Annotated in this window: 14 protein-coding genes; 8 read left to right on the top strand and 6 right to left on the bottom strand. The window is 60.4% G+C overall.

What is annotated here, in order from left to right; genetic code table 11:
* The first annotated feature begins 62 nt into the window (after window positions 1-62).
* Entirely contained in the window at window positions 63-2,252 is a 2,190-nt protein-coding gene (locus tag QK296_RS05815; protein WP_034136123.1) for a patatin-like phospholipase family protein, read from the top strand.
* A 120-nt stretch (window positions 2,253-2,372) separates the two neighbouring features.
* Here QK296_RS05815 and QK296_RS05810 read toward each other — a convergent pair whose 3' ends face one another.
* Both QK296_RS05810 and recQ read right to left on the bottom strand, forming a co-directional pair.
* Complete coding sequence (locus QK296_RS05810; protein WP_003193007.1) at window positions 2,373-2,807, bottom strand: MarR family transcriptional regulator; 435 nt, start codon at window positions 2,805-2,807, stop codon at window positions 2,373-2,375.
* Window positions 2,808-2,928: 121 nt separating this feature from the next.
* Window positions 2,929-5,058: a DNA helicase RecQ gene (gene recQ / locus QK296_RS05805; RefSeq protein ID WP_034136124.1), complete on the bottom strand. Its 2,130-nt coding sequence runs from the start codon at window positions 5,056-5,058 to the stop codon at window positions 2,929-2,931.
* A gap of 276 nt (window positions 5,059-5,334) precedes the next feature.
* Here recQ and QK296_RS05800 point away from each other — a divergent pair, with 276 nt between their 5' ends.
* From QK296_RS05800 to QK296_RS05790, 3 genes are all read left to right on the top strand, one after another.
* Entirely contained in the window at window positions 5,335-5,922 is a 588-nt protein-coding gene (locus tag QK296_RS05800) for a YecA family protein (protein ID WP_003193011.1), read from the top strand.
* Window positions 5,923-5,942: 20 nt separating this feature from the next.
* Window positions 5,943-6,326, top strand: coding sequence for a YbaN family protein (locus QK296_RS05795; RefSeq protein ID WP_019818414.1), 384 nt, complete (start codon window positions 5,943-5,945; stop codon window positions 6,324-6,326).
* A 119-nt stretch (window positions 6,327-6,445) separates the two neighbouring features.
* Entirely contained in the window at window positions 6,446-9,916 is a 3,471-nt protein-coding gene (locus QK296_RS05790) for a PAS domain-containing hybrid sensor histidine kinase/response regulator (protein ID WP_137205169.1), read from the top strand.
* A gap of 201 nt (window positions 9,917-10,117) precedes the next feature.
* On the opposite strand, the gene rmuC is transcribed toward QK296_RS05790, so the two are convergent.
* A complete protein-coding gene (gene rmuC / locus QK296_RS05785; RefSeq protein WP_169856798.1) occupies window positions 10,118-11,482 on the bottom strand; it encodes a DNA recombination protein RmuC in 1,365 nt (454 codons plus the stop codon).
* A 175-nt stretch (window positions 11,483-11,657) separates the two neighbouring features.
* Entirely contained in the window at window positions 11,658-11,981 is a 324-nt protein-coding gene (locus QK296_RS05780) for a hypothetical protein (protein WP_003193019.1), read from the bottom strand.
* 457 nt (window positions 11,982-12,438) lie between these two features.
* On the opposite strand from QK296_RS05780, the gene QK296_RS05775 reads away from it, so the two are divergent.
* The 4 genes from QK296_RS05775 to QK296_RS05760 all read left to right on the top strand — a co-directional run bounded on the left by QK296_RS05775 (window position 12,439) and on the right by QK296_RS05760 (window position 15,597).
* Window positions 12,439-12,744, top strand: coding sequence for a hypothetical protein (locus QK296_RS05775; protein ID WP_003193020.1), 306 nt, complete (start codon window positions 12,439-12,441; stop codon window positions 12,742-12,744).
* 443 nt (window positions 12,745-13,187) lie between these two features.
* Window positions 13,188-13,412 carry a hypothetical protein gene (locus tag QK296_RS05770; RefSeq protein WP_003193022.1) on the top strand — a complete coding sequence of 75 codons (225 nt, stop codon included), beginning with the start codon at window positions 13,188-13,190 and terminating at the stop codon, window positions 13,410-13,412.
* A 279-nt stretch (window positions 13,413-13,691) separates the two neighbouring features.
* On the top strand, window positions 13,692-14,174 hold the full coding sequence (locus QK296_RS05765) for a hypothetical protein (RefSeq protein WP_003193024.1): 483 nt from the start codon (window positions 13,692-13,694) through the stop codon (window positions 14,172-14,174).
* Window positions 14,175-14,319: 145 nt separating this feature from the next.
* Window positions 14,320-15,597, top strand: a complete 1,278-nt coding sequence (locus QK296_RS05760; RefSeq protein ID WP_003193026.1) for an outer membrane protein transport protein — start codon at window positions 14,320-14,322, stop codon at window positions 15,595-15,597.
* Between the two features lie 65 nt (window positions 15,598-15,662).
* Here the strand turns inward: QK296_RS05760 and QK296_RS05755 are convergent, their stop codons facing one another.
* Together QK296_RS05755 and QK296_RS05750 are read right to left on the bottom strand one after the other, a co-directional pair.
* Window positions 15,663-16,214 carry a redoxin domain-containing protein gene (locus QK296_RS05755; RefSeq protein ID WP_034136127.1) on the bottom strand — a complete coding sequence of 184 codons (552 nt, stop codon included), beginning with the start codon at window positions 16,212-16,214 and terminating at the stop codon, window positions 15,663-15,665.
* 147 nt (window positions 16,215-16,361) lie between these two features.
* Window positions 16,362-17,561, bottom strand: a complete 1,200-nt coding sequence (locus QK296_RS05750; protein WP_164692223.1) for an MFS transporter — start codon at window positions 17,559-17,561, stop codon at window positions 16,362-16,364.
* Window positions 17,562-17,610 lie beyond the last annotated feature (49 nt).

The raw sequence follows: 17,610 nt of genomic DNA, 5'->3' as shown, positions 1-17,610 counted from the left end.
ACAGGCTCAGCGAATCGGGTGGCTATAATAGCGGCCTTTGTCGCCCAGCCACGAGATTGATGATGCGCCGCCTGCTGTCTTGCCTGTTCCTGTGCCTTGTCCCCCTACTTGCCGACGCTGTAGAAGCCCCCCGCCCGAAAATCGGCTTGGTGCTGTCCGGCGGTGCCGCCCGTGGCCTGGCGCACATCGGCGTCCTCAAGGCGCTTGAGGAGCAAGGTATTCATATTGATGCGATTGCCGGCACCAGCATGGGCGCGGTGATTGGCGGGTTGTACGCGTCGGGCTACAAGATCGACGAACTGGAGAAGTTGGCGCTGGGTATCGACTGGCAGCAGGCCCTGTCCGACGCGCCACCGCGTGAAGACGTACCGTTTCGGCGCAAACAGGATGACCGGGATTTCCTGGTCAAACAAAAACTCAGTTTCCGCGACGATGGCAGCCTCGGCCTGCCGCTGGGTGTGATCCAGGGCCAGAACCTGGCGTTGCTGCTGGAGAGCATGTTCGCCCACAGCAGCAACACACGTAACTTCGACAAGCTGCCGATCCCCTTTCGCGCCGTGGCTACCGACATCACCACCGGCGAAAAAGTGGTGTTCAGCAAAGGCCACCTGCCCCAGGTGATACGCGCCAGCATGTCGATCCCCGCGGTGTTCGCCCCGGTGGAACTGGACGGCCGCCTGCTGGTGGACGGCGGTATGACCGACAACATCCCGTTGGATGTGGCGCGGGAGATGGGCGTTGATATCGCGATTGTGGTCGACATCGGCACCCCGCTGCGCTCGCGCAAGCAACTGGCCACCGTGGTGGACGTGCTCAACCAGTCCATCACCCTGATGACCCGGCGTAACTCCGAGGAACAACTCAAGGCCCTGTACCCCAAGGACGTGTTGATCCAACCGCCGCTGGCCGCTTATGGCGTCACCGACTTTGGCCGCGCCAAGGACATGATCGATGCCGGCTACCGCGCCACCCGTGCCCTCGACGTACGCCTGGCACACCTACGCCCTGCCGAACCCATCGACGCCGACCTGATAGCTGCGCGCACGCCGGGCGAACGCACCCCGGTGATCACCGCAATCCAGGTGGAGAACGACTCCAAGGTCAGCGACGACGTTATCCGCTACTACATTCGCCAGGGGCTGGGAGAACCGTTGAACCTGGGCCGCCTGCAATCAGACATGGGCACCCTGTACGGCCTGGATTACTTCGAGCAGGTGCAATACCGAGTGGTAAAAAAAGGCCAGGACAACACCCTGGTGATCAGTGCACGCGGCAAGCGCAGCGGCACCGACTACCTGCGCCTGGGCTTGAACCTCTCGGACGACATGCGCGGCGACAGCGCCTTCAACCTCGGCGCCAGTTACCGCGTGAACGGCATCAACCGCCTCGGCGCGGAATGGCTGACGCGGGTGCAGATTGGTGATCGGCAGGAGCTGTACAGCGAGTTCTACCAACCCATGGACACCGGCTCACGCTACTTTGTGGCCCCCTACATCAAGGCCGAGGCACAGAACGTCGAGCTGATCCTGGACAACGACCCCATCTCCGAATACCGCCTGGAACGCTACGGCTTTGGTTTGAACGTGGGCCGACAGATCGGCAACAGCGGCGAGATCCGCTTCGGCGTGGGCGAAGCCTGGGGCAAGGCGGACGTGCGCATTGGCGACCGCGATCTACCGAGTGTGAACTTCAGCGAAGGCTTCTATGAGCTCAAATACTCCTTCGATTCCCTGGACAACGTGTACTTCCCCCACAGCGGCGAAGACATCAGCCTGGCCTTTCGCGAGTTCGAACCCGGCCTGGGCTCCGACCAGCGCTACCGCCAGTGGGAATTCAAGCTGGACAAGGCCATGAGCCACGGCCCGGACACCCTGATACTGGGCGGCCGCTATGGGCGCACCCTGGATGATTCGGATGTGGTGATTTCCAGCTTCCTGCTGGGGGGCGCACGGCAATTGTCGGGCTTCCGCCAAGATGCGATTTCAGGGCAGAACATCAGCCTGATGCGCGCAGTGTACTTCCGCAGGCTCACCCCGCGCTCGTACCTGCCGCTGGACTTCCCGTTGTACCTGGGCGCATCCCTGGAACGGGGCCGGGCGTGGAACAACGATAACGAGTTCGACAGCGGCTATATCAATGCCGCGAGTATTTTCCTGGGGTTTGATACGCCATTGGGGCCGCTGAATTTCAGCTATGGGTTCAATGATGATAACCAGAAGGCGGTGTACTTGAACCTGGGCCAGACGTTCTAAGAAGCCGAACACTAAACCCAATGTGGGAGCTGGCTTGCCTGCGATAGCGGTGCGTCAGTCAGCTAATCCCTTGACTGAATGTCCGTTATCGCAGGCAAGCCAGCTCCCACATTATTCAGTTCAGGACTTTTCCAGGTTCGCCAGGATGTGCTCATGCACCCGCATGCACACCCGCAGGTCTTCCTCATTCACACCCACGAACAACTCATGGCGCAACGCCGTGGCGATGGTTTCGATCTGGTCGATCAGCGGTTGGGCGGTATCGCACAGCAGGATGCGTTTGGCACGACGGTCTTCCACCACGGCTTGGCGTTGCACCAGGCCCTGGCCTTCCAGGCTATCGAGCAGACGGGCCAGGGTGGGCCCTTCCACGCCGACACTTTGGGCCAATTCACGCTGGGTGGGTGCTTCGACAAAACGAGCCAGGTGCAACAGCACGAGCCAGCGCGCCTGGGACAAGCCCAGCCCCGCCAGCCGGCGATCCAGTTCGGCGCGCCAACCTCGGGACATTTGCGCCAACTGCATGCCAAAACGGTGTTGATCGGTTAACGGCATAAAAAACTCATGTTTAAGACTGAAAATAAAGTATGGCTAATTATTAGTCAGCTAAGCATGAGCCCTGTCAGTAGGCAAGGCCCGCTATGTACTGATTCGTTACATTGTCGTAATTGGCACACTAAATTTCGAATTCCGACTGCAAAGCGGCACGCACGCAGTACAAAACGCCTTCCGGAACACGCCCGGTAAATAACGGCGCAATCTCCGTGACAGCTGGCAATTCGCCTTCTCCATCGAGAAAAGCGTCCTGGATTTCACCGAGCAAATCCTCAGGCAAATCAAGGGCCTGCTCCAGGGACAATTGCTGCTTGCCGATGGCTTCGGCGAGCAAGGTGTACACGTTTTTTTCCGAGCATTGCAGCTGGCCGGCGATCTGGATCGGGGTCATGCCGGCACGGGCCAGGCTGATCAGTTCGTGGCGAATATCGGCGATTTCCTTCGGCGCTTCGGCCTGGCCGCCGAGCACTTCCAGGAAGGCCTGGCCGTAGCGCTCCAGTTTGCGCGCGCCCACACCGCTGACCCGGGCCATCTCGGCCATGGTGGTGGGCTGCTCGCGCAGCATCTCCAGCAAGGTGGAGTCGGGGAAGATAACGTAGGGGGGCACGCTGTGCTCCTGCGCCAGTTTGCGCCGCAGGGTGCGCAAGGCTTCCCATTGTTCGCGCTCCTCGCCCCGCACCAATTGGCTGGCCTGGCTGGCGCTGCTGCTTTTGGCGGTGGTCTGCGGCTTGAGGTCGCGGCGCAGTTCCAGGCTCACTTCGCCCTTGAGCAACGGCCGGCAACTGTCATTCAGGCGTAGCCCGCCGTAGCCTTCGATATCGATGTCGACCAGACCACGGGCAACCATCTGGCGAAACAGCGAACGCCACTCCCCTTCGGCGCGGGCTTTGCCGACCCCGTACACCGAGAGTTTCTCGTGGCCGAAGCTGCGGATTTTTTCGTTGTCCTTGCCCAGCAGTACGTCCACCAGATGGCCCACACCATAACGCTGACCGGTGCGATAGATCGTCGACAACGCCTGGCGCGCCGGCTCGGTGGCGTCCCAGGTTTGTACGCCGTCGATGCAGTTATCGCAGTGGCCGCAGGGTTCAGGCATGTCTTCGTCGAAATACGCCAGCAGGGTCTGGCGACGGCAGCGGGTCTCTTCGCACAACGAGAGCATGGCGTCGAGCTTATGCTGCTCCAGGCGCTTGTGGCGCTCGTCGCCCTCGGAGTTCTGCAGCATCTGCTTGAGCATCACCACGTCTTGCAGGCCGTAGACCATCCAGGCATCCGCCGGCAGGCCATCGCGGCCAGCACGCCCGGTTTCCTGGTAATAGGCCTCGAGGGACTTGGGCAGGTCCATGTGCGCCACGAAACGCACGTTGGATTTGTCGATGCCCATGCCAAAGGCGATGGTTGCCACCATGATCAGGCCTTCCTCGTTGAGGAAGCGTTTTTGGTGCGCTGATCGCGTTTCATTGGGCAGGCCGGCGTGGTAAGGCAGCGCCGGGTAACCTTGCTCACAGAGGAACGCGGCGACTTCGTCGACTTTCTTGCGCGACAGGCAGTACACGATGCCCGCGTCACTACGCCGCTCGGACAGGAACGCCAGCAACTGCTTGCGTGGCTGCTCCTTGGGCACGATGCGGTAGAAAATATTGGGCCGGTCAAAACTCGACAGGAAGCGCTCGGCGTTCTGCAAATGCAGGCGCTCGACGATCTCTTCGCGGGTACGCTTGTCGGCGGTGGCGGTCAGCGCAATGCGCGGCACATCGGGAAACAGTTCGGCCAATTGGCCAAGCTGCAGGTATTCGCGGCGGAAATCGTGACCCCATTGCGACACGCAGTGGGCTTCGTCGATGGCGAACAGGGCGATCTCAAGGCTCTGCAAAAAGGCCAGCATGCGTGGCTGCACCAGGCGCTCCGGCGCCAGGTAAAGCATTTTCACCTCGCCACGCTTGATGCGAGCAGCCAGGTCGCGCTGCTGCTCGGCGCTGAGGGTGGAGTTCAACGACGCGGCCGCGACTCCGAGTTCTTCAAGGGTGGCGACCTGATCGTCCATCAGCGCAATCAGCGGCGACACCACCACGGCCAGGCCATTGCGCAACAGCGCCGGCACCTGGAAGCACAGCGACTTGCCGCCACCGGTAGGCATCAGTACCAGGGCATCGCCGCCACTGGCCACGCGCTCAATGATCGCACCCTGGCGGCCACGAAAACTGTCGTAGCCGAAGATGTCCTTGAGGACGCGTTGAGCCTGCTCGAGCATGTAAAACTCCAAAATGGTGCCGAAATCCCTCTATACAGGCTGGCCGAAAAAAACCGCGCTCACGAAAAATAATCCGTAAGCGAAGTTTTCCCGGATTGGCGCTGGGCCTGCAGGGGCATCACAAAACGCGGCAGTATACCCGAGCGTTATCCACCAAAGGGCGCCACTGACGAATAGACGCACCAGGCTAAAACCGGGCAAATATGCCGTGCGGCTGGCCTGGGCGCTCAAGAAAGCCTAGAATTCAGCATCGTTTATTCCCAAGGTAGCCCTTCAATGTCCTTCGCTGAGCAACTAACCCGCCTGCAAGCCTTCCTCGACGCCGATGAGCTGCATGACGAGGCGCTGGACTACGTGGCCGCCCACGGCTACCTGACCGCCCTGTCGATCTGCTCCGACCCCGTCCCGGACCGTGAATGGATCGATGCGCTGTTCGCTGAAGAGCCTCACTACAGCGACGACGCCCAGCGCGCAGAAATCGAATCCACCCTGGTCGCCCTCAAGGCGCACATCGCCCGCCAACTGGCCTCCGACGAAGAGTTCGAGCTGCCGTGCGAGCTGGACCTGGGCGACGATCCGGATGACTCCGACCTGCGCGGCTGGTGCATCGGTTTCATGGAAGGCGTGTTCCTGCGCGAAGCCGCCTGGTTCGAAACCGCCGAAGAAGAAGTCAGCGAAATGCTGCTGCCGATCATGGTCGGTTCGGGCCTGTTCGAAGAGGAAGCAGAGTTCTCCGACATCGCCGCCGACGCCAACCTGATGGACGACATGATCGTGCAGATCCCGGAAGCCCTGACCGCGCTGTATCTGCTGTGCAACGCGCCTGACGAAAAACCGGCGATCCTCAAGCCACGTCACCACTGAGTCGCTTGCCCGTGGAACCCATGGGCAACCGTCCACTGCTCCTGCGCTATGCGCTGCTGGCCATCGGCTGGCTAAGCGTAGCGTTGGGAGTGATCGGCATTTTCCTGCCGGTATTGCCGACCACACCCTTCCTGCTACTCGCCGCCGCCTGCTTCGCTCGCAGCTCCCCGCGCTTCTACCACTGGCTGGTGGAACACCCGCGTCTGGGGCCTTGGGTGCGCGATTACCTGGACGGTAATGGCATCCCGCTCAAAGGCAAGGTCTACGCCATCGGCTTGATGTGGCTGAGCATCTCGATTTCCTGCTACCTGGTGCCACTGCCATGGGCGCGGGGCTTTATGCTGACCAGTGCGGTGCTGGTGACGATCTACATCCTGCGCCAGAAAACCCTGCCGCCACGCTGAACGCCGCCTGCGACATTCGATCCCACACGACCTTGGTCGACACTGACTAACACCAGGCATCATGCGAGACTGTCCAACCGGGCCTGGAATGCCCGGGTGTTCTTATGCTCGGAGTTACCATGACGCTGTCCAGCGGGCTGATCGCCGCCGTTGCCCTGGCCTATATGGCCACCATGTTTGCCATCGCCTTTTACGGTGACCGCCGCCATGCGCCGCTGCCGCCGCGCGTGCGTGCCTGGGTGTATAGCCTGTCGCTGGCGGTGTACTGCACCAGTTGGACCTTCTTCGGCGCCGTGGGCCAAGCGGCCGAACAACTGTGGGCATTCTTGCCGATCTACCTGGGGCCCGTGCTGTTGCTGGTGCTGGCCCCCTGGGTGCTGCAGAAGATGATCCTGATCAGCAAGCAGGAAAACATCACCTCCATCGCCGACTTTATCGCCGCCCGCTACGGCAAGTCCCAGTCCCTGGCGGTGGTGGTGGCACTTATTTGCCTGGTCGGCGTGCTGCCCTATATCGCGCTGCAGCTCAAAGGCATTGTGCTGGGCGTGAACCTGCTGATCGGCGCCGGCCCCGACACCACCGGCACCCGCGCCCAGGACACGGCCTTGATCGTGTCACTGGTGCTGGCGCTGTTTACCATCGTGTTCGGCACACGCAACCTCGACGCCACTGAACACCACCGCGGCATGGTGCTGGCGATTGCCTTTGAGTCGCTGGTCAAGCTGTTCGCTTTTCTGGCCGTGGGTGCGTTTGTCACCTACGGCTTGTACGACGGTTTCGGCGACCTGTTCAGCCAGGCCATGCTCGCCCCGCGCCTGGAGGAATACTGGAAAGAGACCATCAACTGGCCATCGATGGTGGTGCAGACCGGCGTCGCCATGATGGCGATCATCTGCCTGCCACGACAATTTCATGTGACGGTGGTGGAGAACATCGACCCCCAGGATTTGCGCCTGGCCAAGTGGGTATTTCCGGCTTATTTGATCCTCGCGGCACTGTTTGTGGTGCCCATCGCCCTGGGCGGCAAGATGCTGTTGCCAAGCTCAGTGCTGCCGGACTCCTATGTGATCAGCCTGCCGATGGCCGAGGCGCACCCGGCGCTCGCGGTGCTGGCATTTATTGGCGGTGCGTCGGCGGCCACCGGCATGGTGATCGTGGCGAGCATCGCCTTGTCGACCATGGTCTCCAACGACATGCTGCTGCCCTGGCTGTTGCGGCGTTCCAGCGCCGAACGGCCATTCGAAGTGTTCCGCCACTGGATGCTGTCGGTGCGCCGGGTGAGCATTGTGATCATCCTGCTGCTGGCGTACGTGAGCTATCGCCTGCTGGGCTCCACCGCCAGCCTGGCGACCATCGGCCAGATCGCCTTTGCCGCCGTGACCCAACTGGCCCCGGCGATGCTCGGCGCACTCTATTGGAAGCAGGCCAACCGGCGTGGGGTGTTTGCCGGTTTGGCCGCCGGTACCTTCCTGTGGTTCTACACCTTGGTCTTGCCAGTGACGGCGAAAAGTCTGGGCTGGTCGCTCAACCTTTTCCCCGGCCTGACCTGGATGCATTCCCACCCGTTCGGGCTGTCGGTCACGTCGCTGACCTTGGGCACCGTGTTCTCCCTGGCCGGTAACTTCACCCTCTTCGTGTGGGTGTCGATGCTGTCGCGCACACGGGTTTCGGAGCACTGGCAGGCAGGCCGTTTTATCGGCCAGGAAATCAGCCAGCGTGCGAGTGCGCGCTCCATGCTGTCGGTGCAGATCAGCGACCTGCTCAGCCTCGCGGCACGCTTCGTCGGGGAAGAACGGGCCCAGCAGAGCTTTATTCGCTTCGCCTACCGCCAAGGCAAAGGCTTCAACCCCAACCAGAATGCCGATAACGATTGGATCGCCCACACCGAACGCTTGCTGGCCGGCGTACTCGGGGCCTCCTCGACGCGGGCGGTGGTGAAAGCGGCAATCGAAGGGCGGGAAATGCAGCTGGAGGACGTGGTCCGTATCGCCGACGAAGCCTCGGAAGTGCTGCAGTTCAACCGCGCCCTGCTGCAGGGCGCCATCGAGAACATCACCCAGGGCATCAGCGTGGTGGACCAGTCGCTCAAGCTGGTGGCCTGGAACCGGCGTTACCTGGAACTGTTCAACTACCCGGACGGCTTGATCAGCGTGGGCCGGCCAATTGCAGACATCATTCGCTACAACGCCGAGCGCGGCCTGTGTGGCCCTGGCGAAGCGCAAGTGCACGTGGCGCGTCGCCTGCACTGGATGCGCCAGGGGCGTGCGCACACCTCCGAGCGCCTGTTCCCCAATGGCCGGGTGATCGAGTTGATCGGCAACCCGATGCCCGGTGGCGGCTTTGTCATGAGCTTCACCGACATCACCGCCTTCCGCGAAGCCGAACAAGCACTGACCGAAGCCAACGAGGGCCTGGAGCAGCGGGTGACCGAGCGCACACATGAACTGTCACAACTGAACGTGGCCCTCACCGATGCCAAAGGCGTGGCCGAATCCGCCAGCCAGTCGAAGACGCGGTTCCTGGCGGCCGTGAGCCATGACCTGATGCAACCGCTGAACGCTGCGCGGTTGTTTTCTGCCGCCCTCTCCCACCAGACCGATGGCCTGTCCGGCGAGGCACGGCAGTTGGTGCAGCATCTGGACAGCTCACTGCGCTCGGCTGAAGACTTGATCAGTGATTTGCTGGATATTTCGCGCCTGGAAAACGGCAAGATCAATCCACAACGCCAGCCCTTTGTCCTTAACGAGTTGTTCGACACCCTGGGCGCAGAATTCAAGGCGTTGGCCCAGGAGCAACACTTGCGCTTTCGCTGGCGCGGCAGCCGTTTGCGAGTGGACAGCGACATCAAGCTGCTGCGGCGGATTTTGCAGAACTTTCTGACCAATGCCTTCCGTTATGCCGACGGCCCGGTACTGCTAGGCGTACGTCGCCGCAAGGGCGAACTCTGCCTGGAGGTCTGGGACCGCGGCCCTGGCATTGCGCCGGATAAACAAAAGGTGATCTTCGAAGAGTTCAAGCGCCTGGACAGCCACCAGACCCGTGCCGAAAAAGGCCTGGGCCTGGGCCTGGCGATTGCCGACGGCCTGTGCCGCGTGCTGGGCCATCGCCTGAGCGTGCGCTCCTGGCCGGGCAACGGCAGCGTCTTCAGCGTGTGCGTGCCGCTGGCCCGTAACCAGGCCAGCGCGCAGCCCAAGGCGCCGGCAGAAACCGGCCTGCCCTTGAGTGGCGCACGGGTGCTGTGCGTGGATAACGAAGACAGCATCCTGATCGGCATGCGCAGCCTGCTCACGCGCTGGGGCTGTGAAGTCTGGACAGCCGCCAACCAGGCCGAATGCGCGGCGTTGCTGGCCGACGGTATACGCCCGCAACTGGCGTTGGTGGATTACCACTTGGACCACGGCGAAACCGGCACCGAGTTGATGGGCTGGCTGCGTGCGCAATTGGCCGAGCCGATTCCCGGTGTGGTGATCAGTGCCGATGGGCGACCGGAGATGGTGGCCGAGGTGCATGGGGCGGGGTTGGATTACTTGGCCAAACCGGTGAAGCCGGCGGCGTTGCGGGCGCTATTGAGCAGGCATTTGCCCCTGTAACGGGGCTGTATTCGATCGCTATTGTAGGAGCGAGCGTGCTCGCGAAAAACTCAAAGGCGCCGCGCTCATTCAGCAAGCACGCGTTATCGTTGACGTTTTTCGCGAGCAAGAACTAGGCGTCCCCCTGGCTCCTACAGAAGGCGATGACCGCTTAACTGACTGGCATTAGAGCAAGCCCGCTCCCACAATTTCGATCCGTGTTTATTCAGGGAGATGCGCCACGCCGTCCGAATCGGTCATTGCCCGCTCCAGCAGATCTGCCGGCAAGCTCTTACTGGCGCGGGCCCCGAGCAACCTTAATTGCTCGGTACGGCTGACCAGATTCCCACGCCCATCCGTCAGCTTGTTGCGCGCCGCGCTGTAGGCCTTGTCCAACTGTTGCAGCCGGTTGCCCACTTCGTCCAGGTCCTGGATAAACAGCACGAACTTGTCATACAGCCAACCGGCACGCTCGGCAATTTCCCGCGCGTTCTGGCTCTGGCGCTCCTGCTTCCACAAGCTGTCGATCACGCGCAGGGTGGCGAGCAAGGTCGTGGGGCTGACGATTACGATATGGCGGTCGAAGGCTTCCTGGAACAGGTTGGGCTCGGCCTGCAATGCCGCAGAAAAGGCAGCCTCGATCGGTACGAACAGCAGCACGAAATCCAGGCTGTGCAAACCTTCAAGGCGCTTGTAATCCTTGCCGGCCAAGCCTTTGACATGATTGCGCAGGGACAGCACGTGTTGCTTCAAGGCGGCCTGGCCAATCACCTCGTCATCCGCCGCAACGTACTGTTGATAGGCGGTCAAGCTGACCTTGGAGTCGACCACCACCTGCTTGTCGCCCGGCAACATGATCAGCACATCGGGCTGGAAACGCTCGCCATCCGGGCCTTTGAGGCTGACCTGGGTCTGGTACTCACGGCCCTTCTCCAGGCCCGCATGCTCCAGCACCCGTTCAAGAATCAGCTCACCCCAGTTGCCCTGGGTTTTCTGGCCCTTGAGGGCACGGGTCAGGTTGGTGGCTTCGTCCGACAGGCGCAGGTTCAATTGCTGCAGGCGCTCAAGCTCTTTGGCCAGGGAAAAGCGCTCACGGGCTTCGTTCTGATAGCTTTCTTCGACACGTTTCTCGAAGGACTGGATACGTTCCTTGAGCGGGTCCAGCAGTTGACCGAGGCGTTCCTGGCTGGTTTCGGCAAAGCGTTGCTCACGCTCGTCGAAGATCTTGCCGGCCAACTCGGCAAATTGCGCACGCAGTTCGTCTCGTGAGCCTTGCAGGTCGGTGAGGCGTTGCTGATGACTCTCTTGCTGCTCGCGCAATTCGGCGCTCAGGGCCGCGGCCAAGGCGTCGAGGCGACGCAGTTCGGCTTCCTTGGCGCTACGATCGAGGTTCCAGGCGTGCGCGGCATCGCGGGCGTTATCGCGGTCGATCTGCAACAGCTCGACTTCACGGCGCAGCGCCGCCAAGTCGGCTTGCTTGGCAGCATTGGCCTGGCTCAGGTCACTGATCTCATCGCGGCTGGCGTCCAGTTGAGCGGCGAGCCCTTCCTGGGCCAGTTGTGCGGTCGCCAGGCGCTCCTCCAGCAGCTCCCAGCCGGTGGTGCGTGCGGTCAGGCGCCGCTGGAGTTGCCAGCACAGCGCCAGTAGCGGCACGGCTGCGCCCACAAGACCCAAGGCGATACTGGTCCAGTCAAACACCATAGCCATTTCTGCCATCACCGAAAAAGATCAAGGGTAACCAAGCCTAAGGCCGGAGGACAGCTCAGTCTTCGACCTGGCCCAGTTCGCGCTGGGCGCGACGGTCGCCGGCGCGAGCAGCCGAACGCAACAAATCGTGGCCGATGCGCCGGTCACGGGCATTTCCGCACTCGCGGCACATCAGTTGGCCAAGACGGCTCTGAGCGGCCACCACGCCTTCGCGGGCGGGCTGCTTGAGCAAGCGTCCGGCAAGATGCTTGATATTGGTGCTCTGCCCAAGGCGCGGGCTGTCGAGCAGCCACAAAGCGACCTTCAAGGAAAAACGCTTGGGTGCGGTAACAGTTTGGGGCGTGTCGGTAACAGAATGTGATACTGAGCGAAACTTCATAAAGCACTGTGGGGCAGAACGGAAGGCGCGCCACTCTACTCTTTTTTTCGTACAGGTAAAGCTGAAAAAACCGTGCACGCCCGTCCTAGAGCAAGCGCTCGGGACAATCCACAGAAGCTGTGGATAACTCAGTGGACAACCCCCCTGGAACAGGCGCAAAGCCCCATGGAACGGGGGCCGCAGTCAAACTGACGATTTTTTCACCAATAAAAAAAAGCGAGATTTTTCATTGACTTAAATTTTGATTACAGGCAAATGGGCGCACTTGCACACCAGTGACAGCAGGGTTACACCCTTGGCCTTGAATGTGCACAAGTCCTTATCGGCTGGTTATATCGTCGGCGTTTTTTGATTCAACACCGGTTAAACATGTTACTGAGCAGGCAAACCCAAGGGCTTTTCAAATCTGCCTCGGTTCGCCACACTGCGCCACCGACAATGCAAACCAGTAGGGCCGATGAAAGGAATTCTGTTATTCGCCGGGCTGCTACTGGCCATCTGCGCGATCTCCCTGGGAATCAATGCCGCGCTCCCCTCTCCGGACGGCGCACTGTTCGCCATTGCTATCTTGCTGTCAGCCGCCTTTACCGCCGTGATCCTGTGCATTGAACTCAGTGACGGAAGGATCAATGACATGCGCGAGGTGATCCGCATGATCGAGACCGGCCAGTCCTTGCGGCTGACGCTCGCCGCCTACGGGCTGGGGTGCGCACTGGCCGCGTCCATGACCGTGCTGGTCTATCGCGAGTTGCTCGGCGGCTGATCGAAGTTTTTTTGCAATCGGCCTTCCCTTCCCTGTTTCAATCCGTTACTATCCGCGGCGTTAGTACCAAGCTGAAAGTCAATTCTGGTCGAACACGTCCCCTGAACCACATGGGATCGACCACCTCGATGGTTTCCAGGTATTCCTTGCGACGACACTGCCTTTGAACAAGCAAAGGGTGGCGCGAAGTTCCAATACTCTGACCGAACCAACCTGCAAATTGATCAGGATCTCCACCCTGGGCCCAGAACCTTTGCCCCTGTTGTGTTGCCTGCCCTCCTAAGTACCTACCTGCCAGCCCAAGCGCGCCAAATTTAATAGCGCTTCAAACTGGCTGCTTTGTTCCAGTCGGGTTCTTCGTTTGATCAATGGTGATCAGCGTTACTGGAACGTTTTAACGTTGCACGGTTCTTATCCGTGTCATTTGTAGGAACACCAATAATATGAACGCTCAAATCCACACTCAGGATGCCATTCGCACCCTCACCAACGCTTTTGCCCCAATGAACTGCCTGATCATGGCCGCTCGCAAAGGCTGCTTCAGCTTCACCCTGGTCAACGAACACGGCATCGCTCGTCACAGCGAACGCCTGTACCCCGATCAATACTCCAGCGCAGAACCGCTGCAGGCCGTGATCGATCGTACCCGTCAGGCACTGACTGCCTGATCGACCCGCGTCGCTGAAACCTCAAAAAACCCTGTTTGAATAACAGGGTTTTTTATTGCCTGGAATTTGGCCTTGAACCCGTGGCGCTAAGTACAAATCGATATAAACGTTATAACCGGTTGCAGAAGATGTTTTAAAAACAGTCCTTTACATCGTGAATATGACACTACACTTCAACTCAAGCGGCATGATCCGCTTACGACGGGCCTGAGATCCGATTCACCGCTGCCAAGCTCCCCTTCTCAGGCTCGTCCACTCTTTGCAAGGACTGAGGCTCGTATGGGTATTGCCGCCAGTGAATTGTGTCGTTATGTGATCCGGCCGACGCTGATGTACCTCGGCCGTCACAGCCCAACAGCCGAATCCCTGCTGCTGGGCATTGCCGCCAGCCAATCCGAACTGGGCTCGGCGCTGCATGACCGTCGCGGCCATGGCCTCTACAGCATCACCGAACCCCGCCACCGCGCCCTCTGGGATGGCTACCTGGCCTTGGACCCGGAACGCGCCAGCCTGGTGCGTGGGCTGGCCAGCCAACATGCGTTCCTCAGCGCGCCCCAGTTGGAGTTGACGGTAAACCTGCGCTACGCCACGGCGATCGCCTGGCTGTTGGTGGAACAACATCGTCCCGCCCTGCCCGCGCCCGGCGATGTACTGGCCATGGCGCGTATCTGGAAAGAAATATTCCACCCCCAGGGCCGCCTGCGAGATTTCACCCACGCCTGGCAAACCTGTGTAATCCCAATGAAACAGGCAGCTTGCTGACCGGGCAAATTGCAAGATTCGGCAAAAAACGGCAATTTTGGTCGGATTGTCCTACAAAACCGCTCTATCTCCAGCATTACAGCCTATAGCGCGATCTGAAATTTATTGATACTTTCCGCAGCGGTGATCACACGGAGTTCTAATAATGAAAAAAGTAATGCTCAAGACCACACTTAGCCTCGCCGTTGCCATGGCATCCTCCCAACTGTTCGCCAGCGGCTTTGCGCTCAACGAACAGAGCGTGAGCGGGATGGGTACCGGTTTCGCAGGTCGCTCTTCTTCTGCCGATGATGCGAGCACTGTGTTCGGTAACCCTGCCGGTATGGCACGTCTGGAAGGCCAACAGATCACTGGTGGCGTTGCAGCCATTGATGCCTCTACCGATATCAGCAATGTCAGCGGCCGCTCCGCTGGTAGCAACAAAGGCGATATGGTGCCTTTCACCGCCGTGCCTTTCGGTTTCTACACCAATAAACTCAACGACCAGTGGGCTGTCGGCTTCGGCGTCTATGCGCCGTTCGGCCTGGTGACCGACTACGAAAGCGGCTTCCAGGGCCGTGGCTTTGGCAGCAAGAGCGAAGTGAAAGTCATCACTTTGCAACCGACCGTCAGCTACGCCTTCAACGATCGCGTTTCCGTAGGTTTCGGCCCGACCATCAACCGCATTGCCGGCACCCTGGAATCGGACCTGACGCTGAACCCTCGCGCGCCAGACACCAATATCAAGATCAAGGGTGACGACACCGCACTGGGCTTCAACATCGGCGTGCTGGTTCAAGCCACCGATACCACCCGTGTCGGCCTGACCTACCATTCCAAGGTCAGCTACAAGCTGGACGGCCACACCGAAGTCACCGCACCGACCGCGACCTCGCCGTTCCTGCGCAGCAACCGCTACGACGCCTCGCTGAAAATCGACACCCCTGAGTCCTACGACCTGTCCGTCACTCAAGACCTGACAGACGCATGGAAACTCTACGCCGGTGCGACCTGGACGCGCTGGAGCCGCCTGAAAGACATCACGGTCAAGAACGAAGGCGTCAGCGGCGCTACCGGCGGCGCGCTTGCCCCAGGCCTTGTCAGCACAATCAAGGAAGACCAGAACTGGCACGACACCTGGGCCTACGCCGTGGGTACTTCGTACCAGCTCACCAAGCAAGTGGTACTGCGTACCGGCTTGACGTTCGACCAGTCGCCGACCAACAACACGGATCGCTCGCCGCGCATCCCGACTGGCGACCGTACTATCTTCAGCCTGGGCCTGGGCTACCAGGTCATGGATAACATGACCATCGACCTGGCCTACTCCTACCTGAAGGAAGAGGACGTCAAGATTTCGCGCTCCAACCAATTGGCCAGCTACAACGCCAAGTATGAAAACAGCGCCAACGGTTTCGGCTTGGGCATGACCTACAAGTTCTAACCCGCAGCCGTATAAAAAAGCCCCGCTCTCCTGTGAAGGAGGCGGGGCTTTTGTTTGGCTGGCGGTCAGGGTTTGGAAGCCAATGCCTGTTCCACCGCCTTGATCAGCTCCGGACTGTCCGGCTTGGTCAGGCTGGAAAAACTGGCCACAACATTGCCCTGGCGATCCACTACATACTTGTAGAAGTTCCACTTCGGCGCCGCGTCGGCCTGCTGTGCAAGCACCTTGAACAGGTGCACCGCATCCGGCCCCTTGACCTTCTGCGGCTCGGTCATGGTGAAGGTCACGCCATAGTTCACGTAGCAGACCTTGGCGGTTTCCTCACCGGTCTTGGCTTCCTGCTTGAAGTCATCGGACGGCACGCCAATCACTTCCAGGCCTTGGCCCTTATAGCGCTGATATAAGGCTTCCAGGCCTTTGAACTGCGGAGCGAAACCGCAGAAACTCGCCGTATTGACGATCACCAAAGGTTTGCCAGCGAATTGCTGGCACAGGTCGATGGATTCCTTGGCCCGCAGCTTGGGCAATTGGCCCTCCAGCAACGGCGGGCAACTGGCGGCCATCGCCACGCTGCCAATAGCCATCAGGACGGGTACAGCGAGCCAGCGCATCTGCATGTCAAAAGTCCTTGAGTCGGTTCAGACCCACAACTTAACAGATCGCCATACCCAGTTGCATCAACGCCAGGCCGCCCCGCTGCCAACCCCACCAGGCCAACAGCAACACCATCCCCACCGCCAACAGCATAAGACGCGCTGTCATGCTCATGCCGCCTCCATCTGCGCCTGTATACGTGCCACCGGCCGCTCACGCACCGGCCAATTCAGCGCGGCGGCGAGCAGGCTGAGCAAAATTGCCACCTGCCAGATCAAATCGTAGCTGCCGGTTCGATCATAGACCACCCCGCCCAGCCATCCGCCGAGGAACGAGCCAAGCTGGTGGAACAAGAACACAATCCCGCCGAGCATCGAGAGGTTGCGCACACCAAACAGGGTCGCGACGGTCCCGTTGGTCAGCGGCACCGTGGACAACCACAAAAAGCCCATCGCCATGCCGAACAGATACGCTGTGACTTCAGTGACCGGCGCCCACAGGAACAACACAATCACCACCGCCCTTAACAGGTACAAGCCGGTGAGCAGGCGCGGCTTGGACATGCGCCCACCAAGCCAACCTGCCGTATAGGTGCCGAACACATTAAACAGGCCAATCAACGCCAGCACGGTGGTGCCCACCGTGGCCGGCAGGTGCTGGTCGACCAGGTAAGCCGGCAAATGCACACCGATGAACACCACTTGGAAACCGCAGACAAAAAAGCCGAAGGACAGCAACCAGAAGCCGGAGTGAGAACAGGCCTCTTTGAGCGCCTCACCCAGGGTTTGCTGGCCCACCGTGACCGCCAGCGGCCGGTCCTTGAGCATGGCGACCAGCGGCAGGATCAGCGCCACCATCAAGCCCAGCGCCAGCAATGCTGCCGACCAGCCGAGCCAGCCAATCAAACCGAGGGTGCCGGGCACCATGGCGAACTGGCCGAACGACCCCGCCGCACTGGCAATACCCATGGCCATACTGCGTTTTTCGGGTGCAACGGCGCGACCAACCACGCCGAGAATCACCGAGAACGAGGTGCCGGACAGGCCAATGCCAATCAGCAAGCCTGCGCTCAATGACAGTGACCAGGCAGAATCAGACATACCCATGAGCACCAGGCCGACGGCGTACAGCACCCCGCCGACAAACACCGCCTTGGTCGCGCCGAAACGGTCGGCCAAGGCCCCGGTAAACGGCTGCGCCAAGCCCCAGATCAGGTTCTGCAAGGCGATGGCAAAGGCAAAGGTTTCACGCCCCCAACCGAATTCGCTGCTCATCGGCCCCAGAAACAGGCCAAAGCCATGCCGTACGCCCAAGGACAACGCCAGGATCAGCGCACTGCCTAAAAGGACCCAACCACTGGTGCGCCACATCGAGCTCATTTCTTATTCTCCGTTCGCGGGTATATACCCGCTTGTAGTC

It is taken from the genome of Pseudomonas sp. AL10, from assembly GCF_029960685.1.
GTDB classification, from domain to species: domain Bacteria; phylum Pseudomonadota; class Gammaproteobacteria; order Pseudomonadales; family Pseudomonadaceae; genus Aquipseudomonas; species Aquipseudomonas lactis.
The sequence above is the reverse complement of the archived record's forward strand: the minus strand, read 5'-3'. Positions and strand labels throughout refer to the sequence as shown.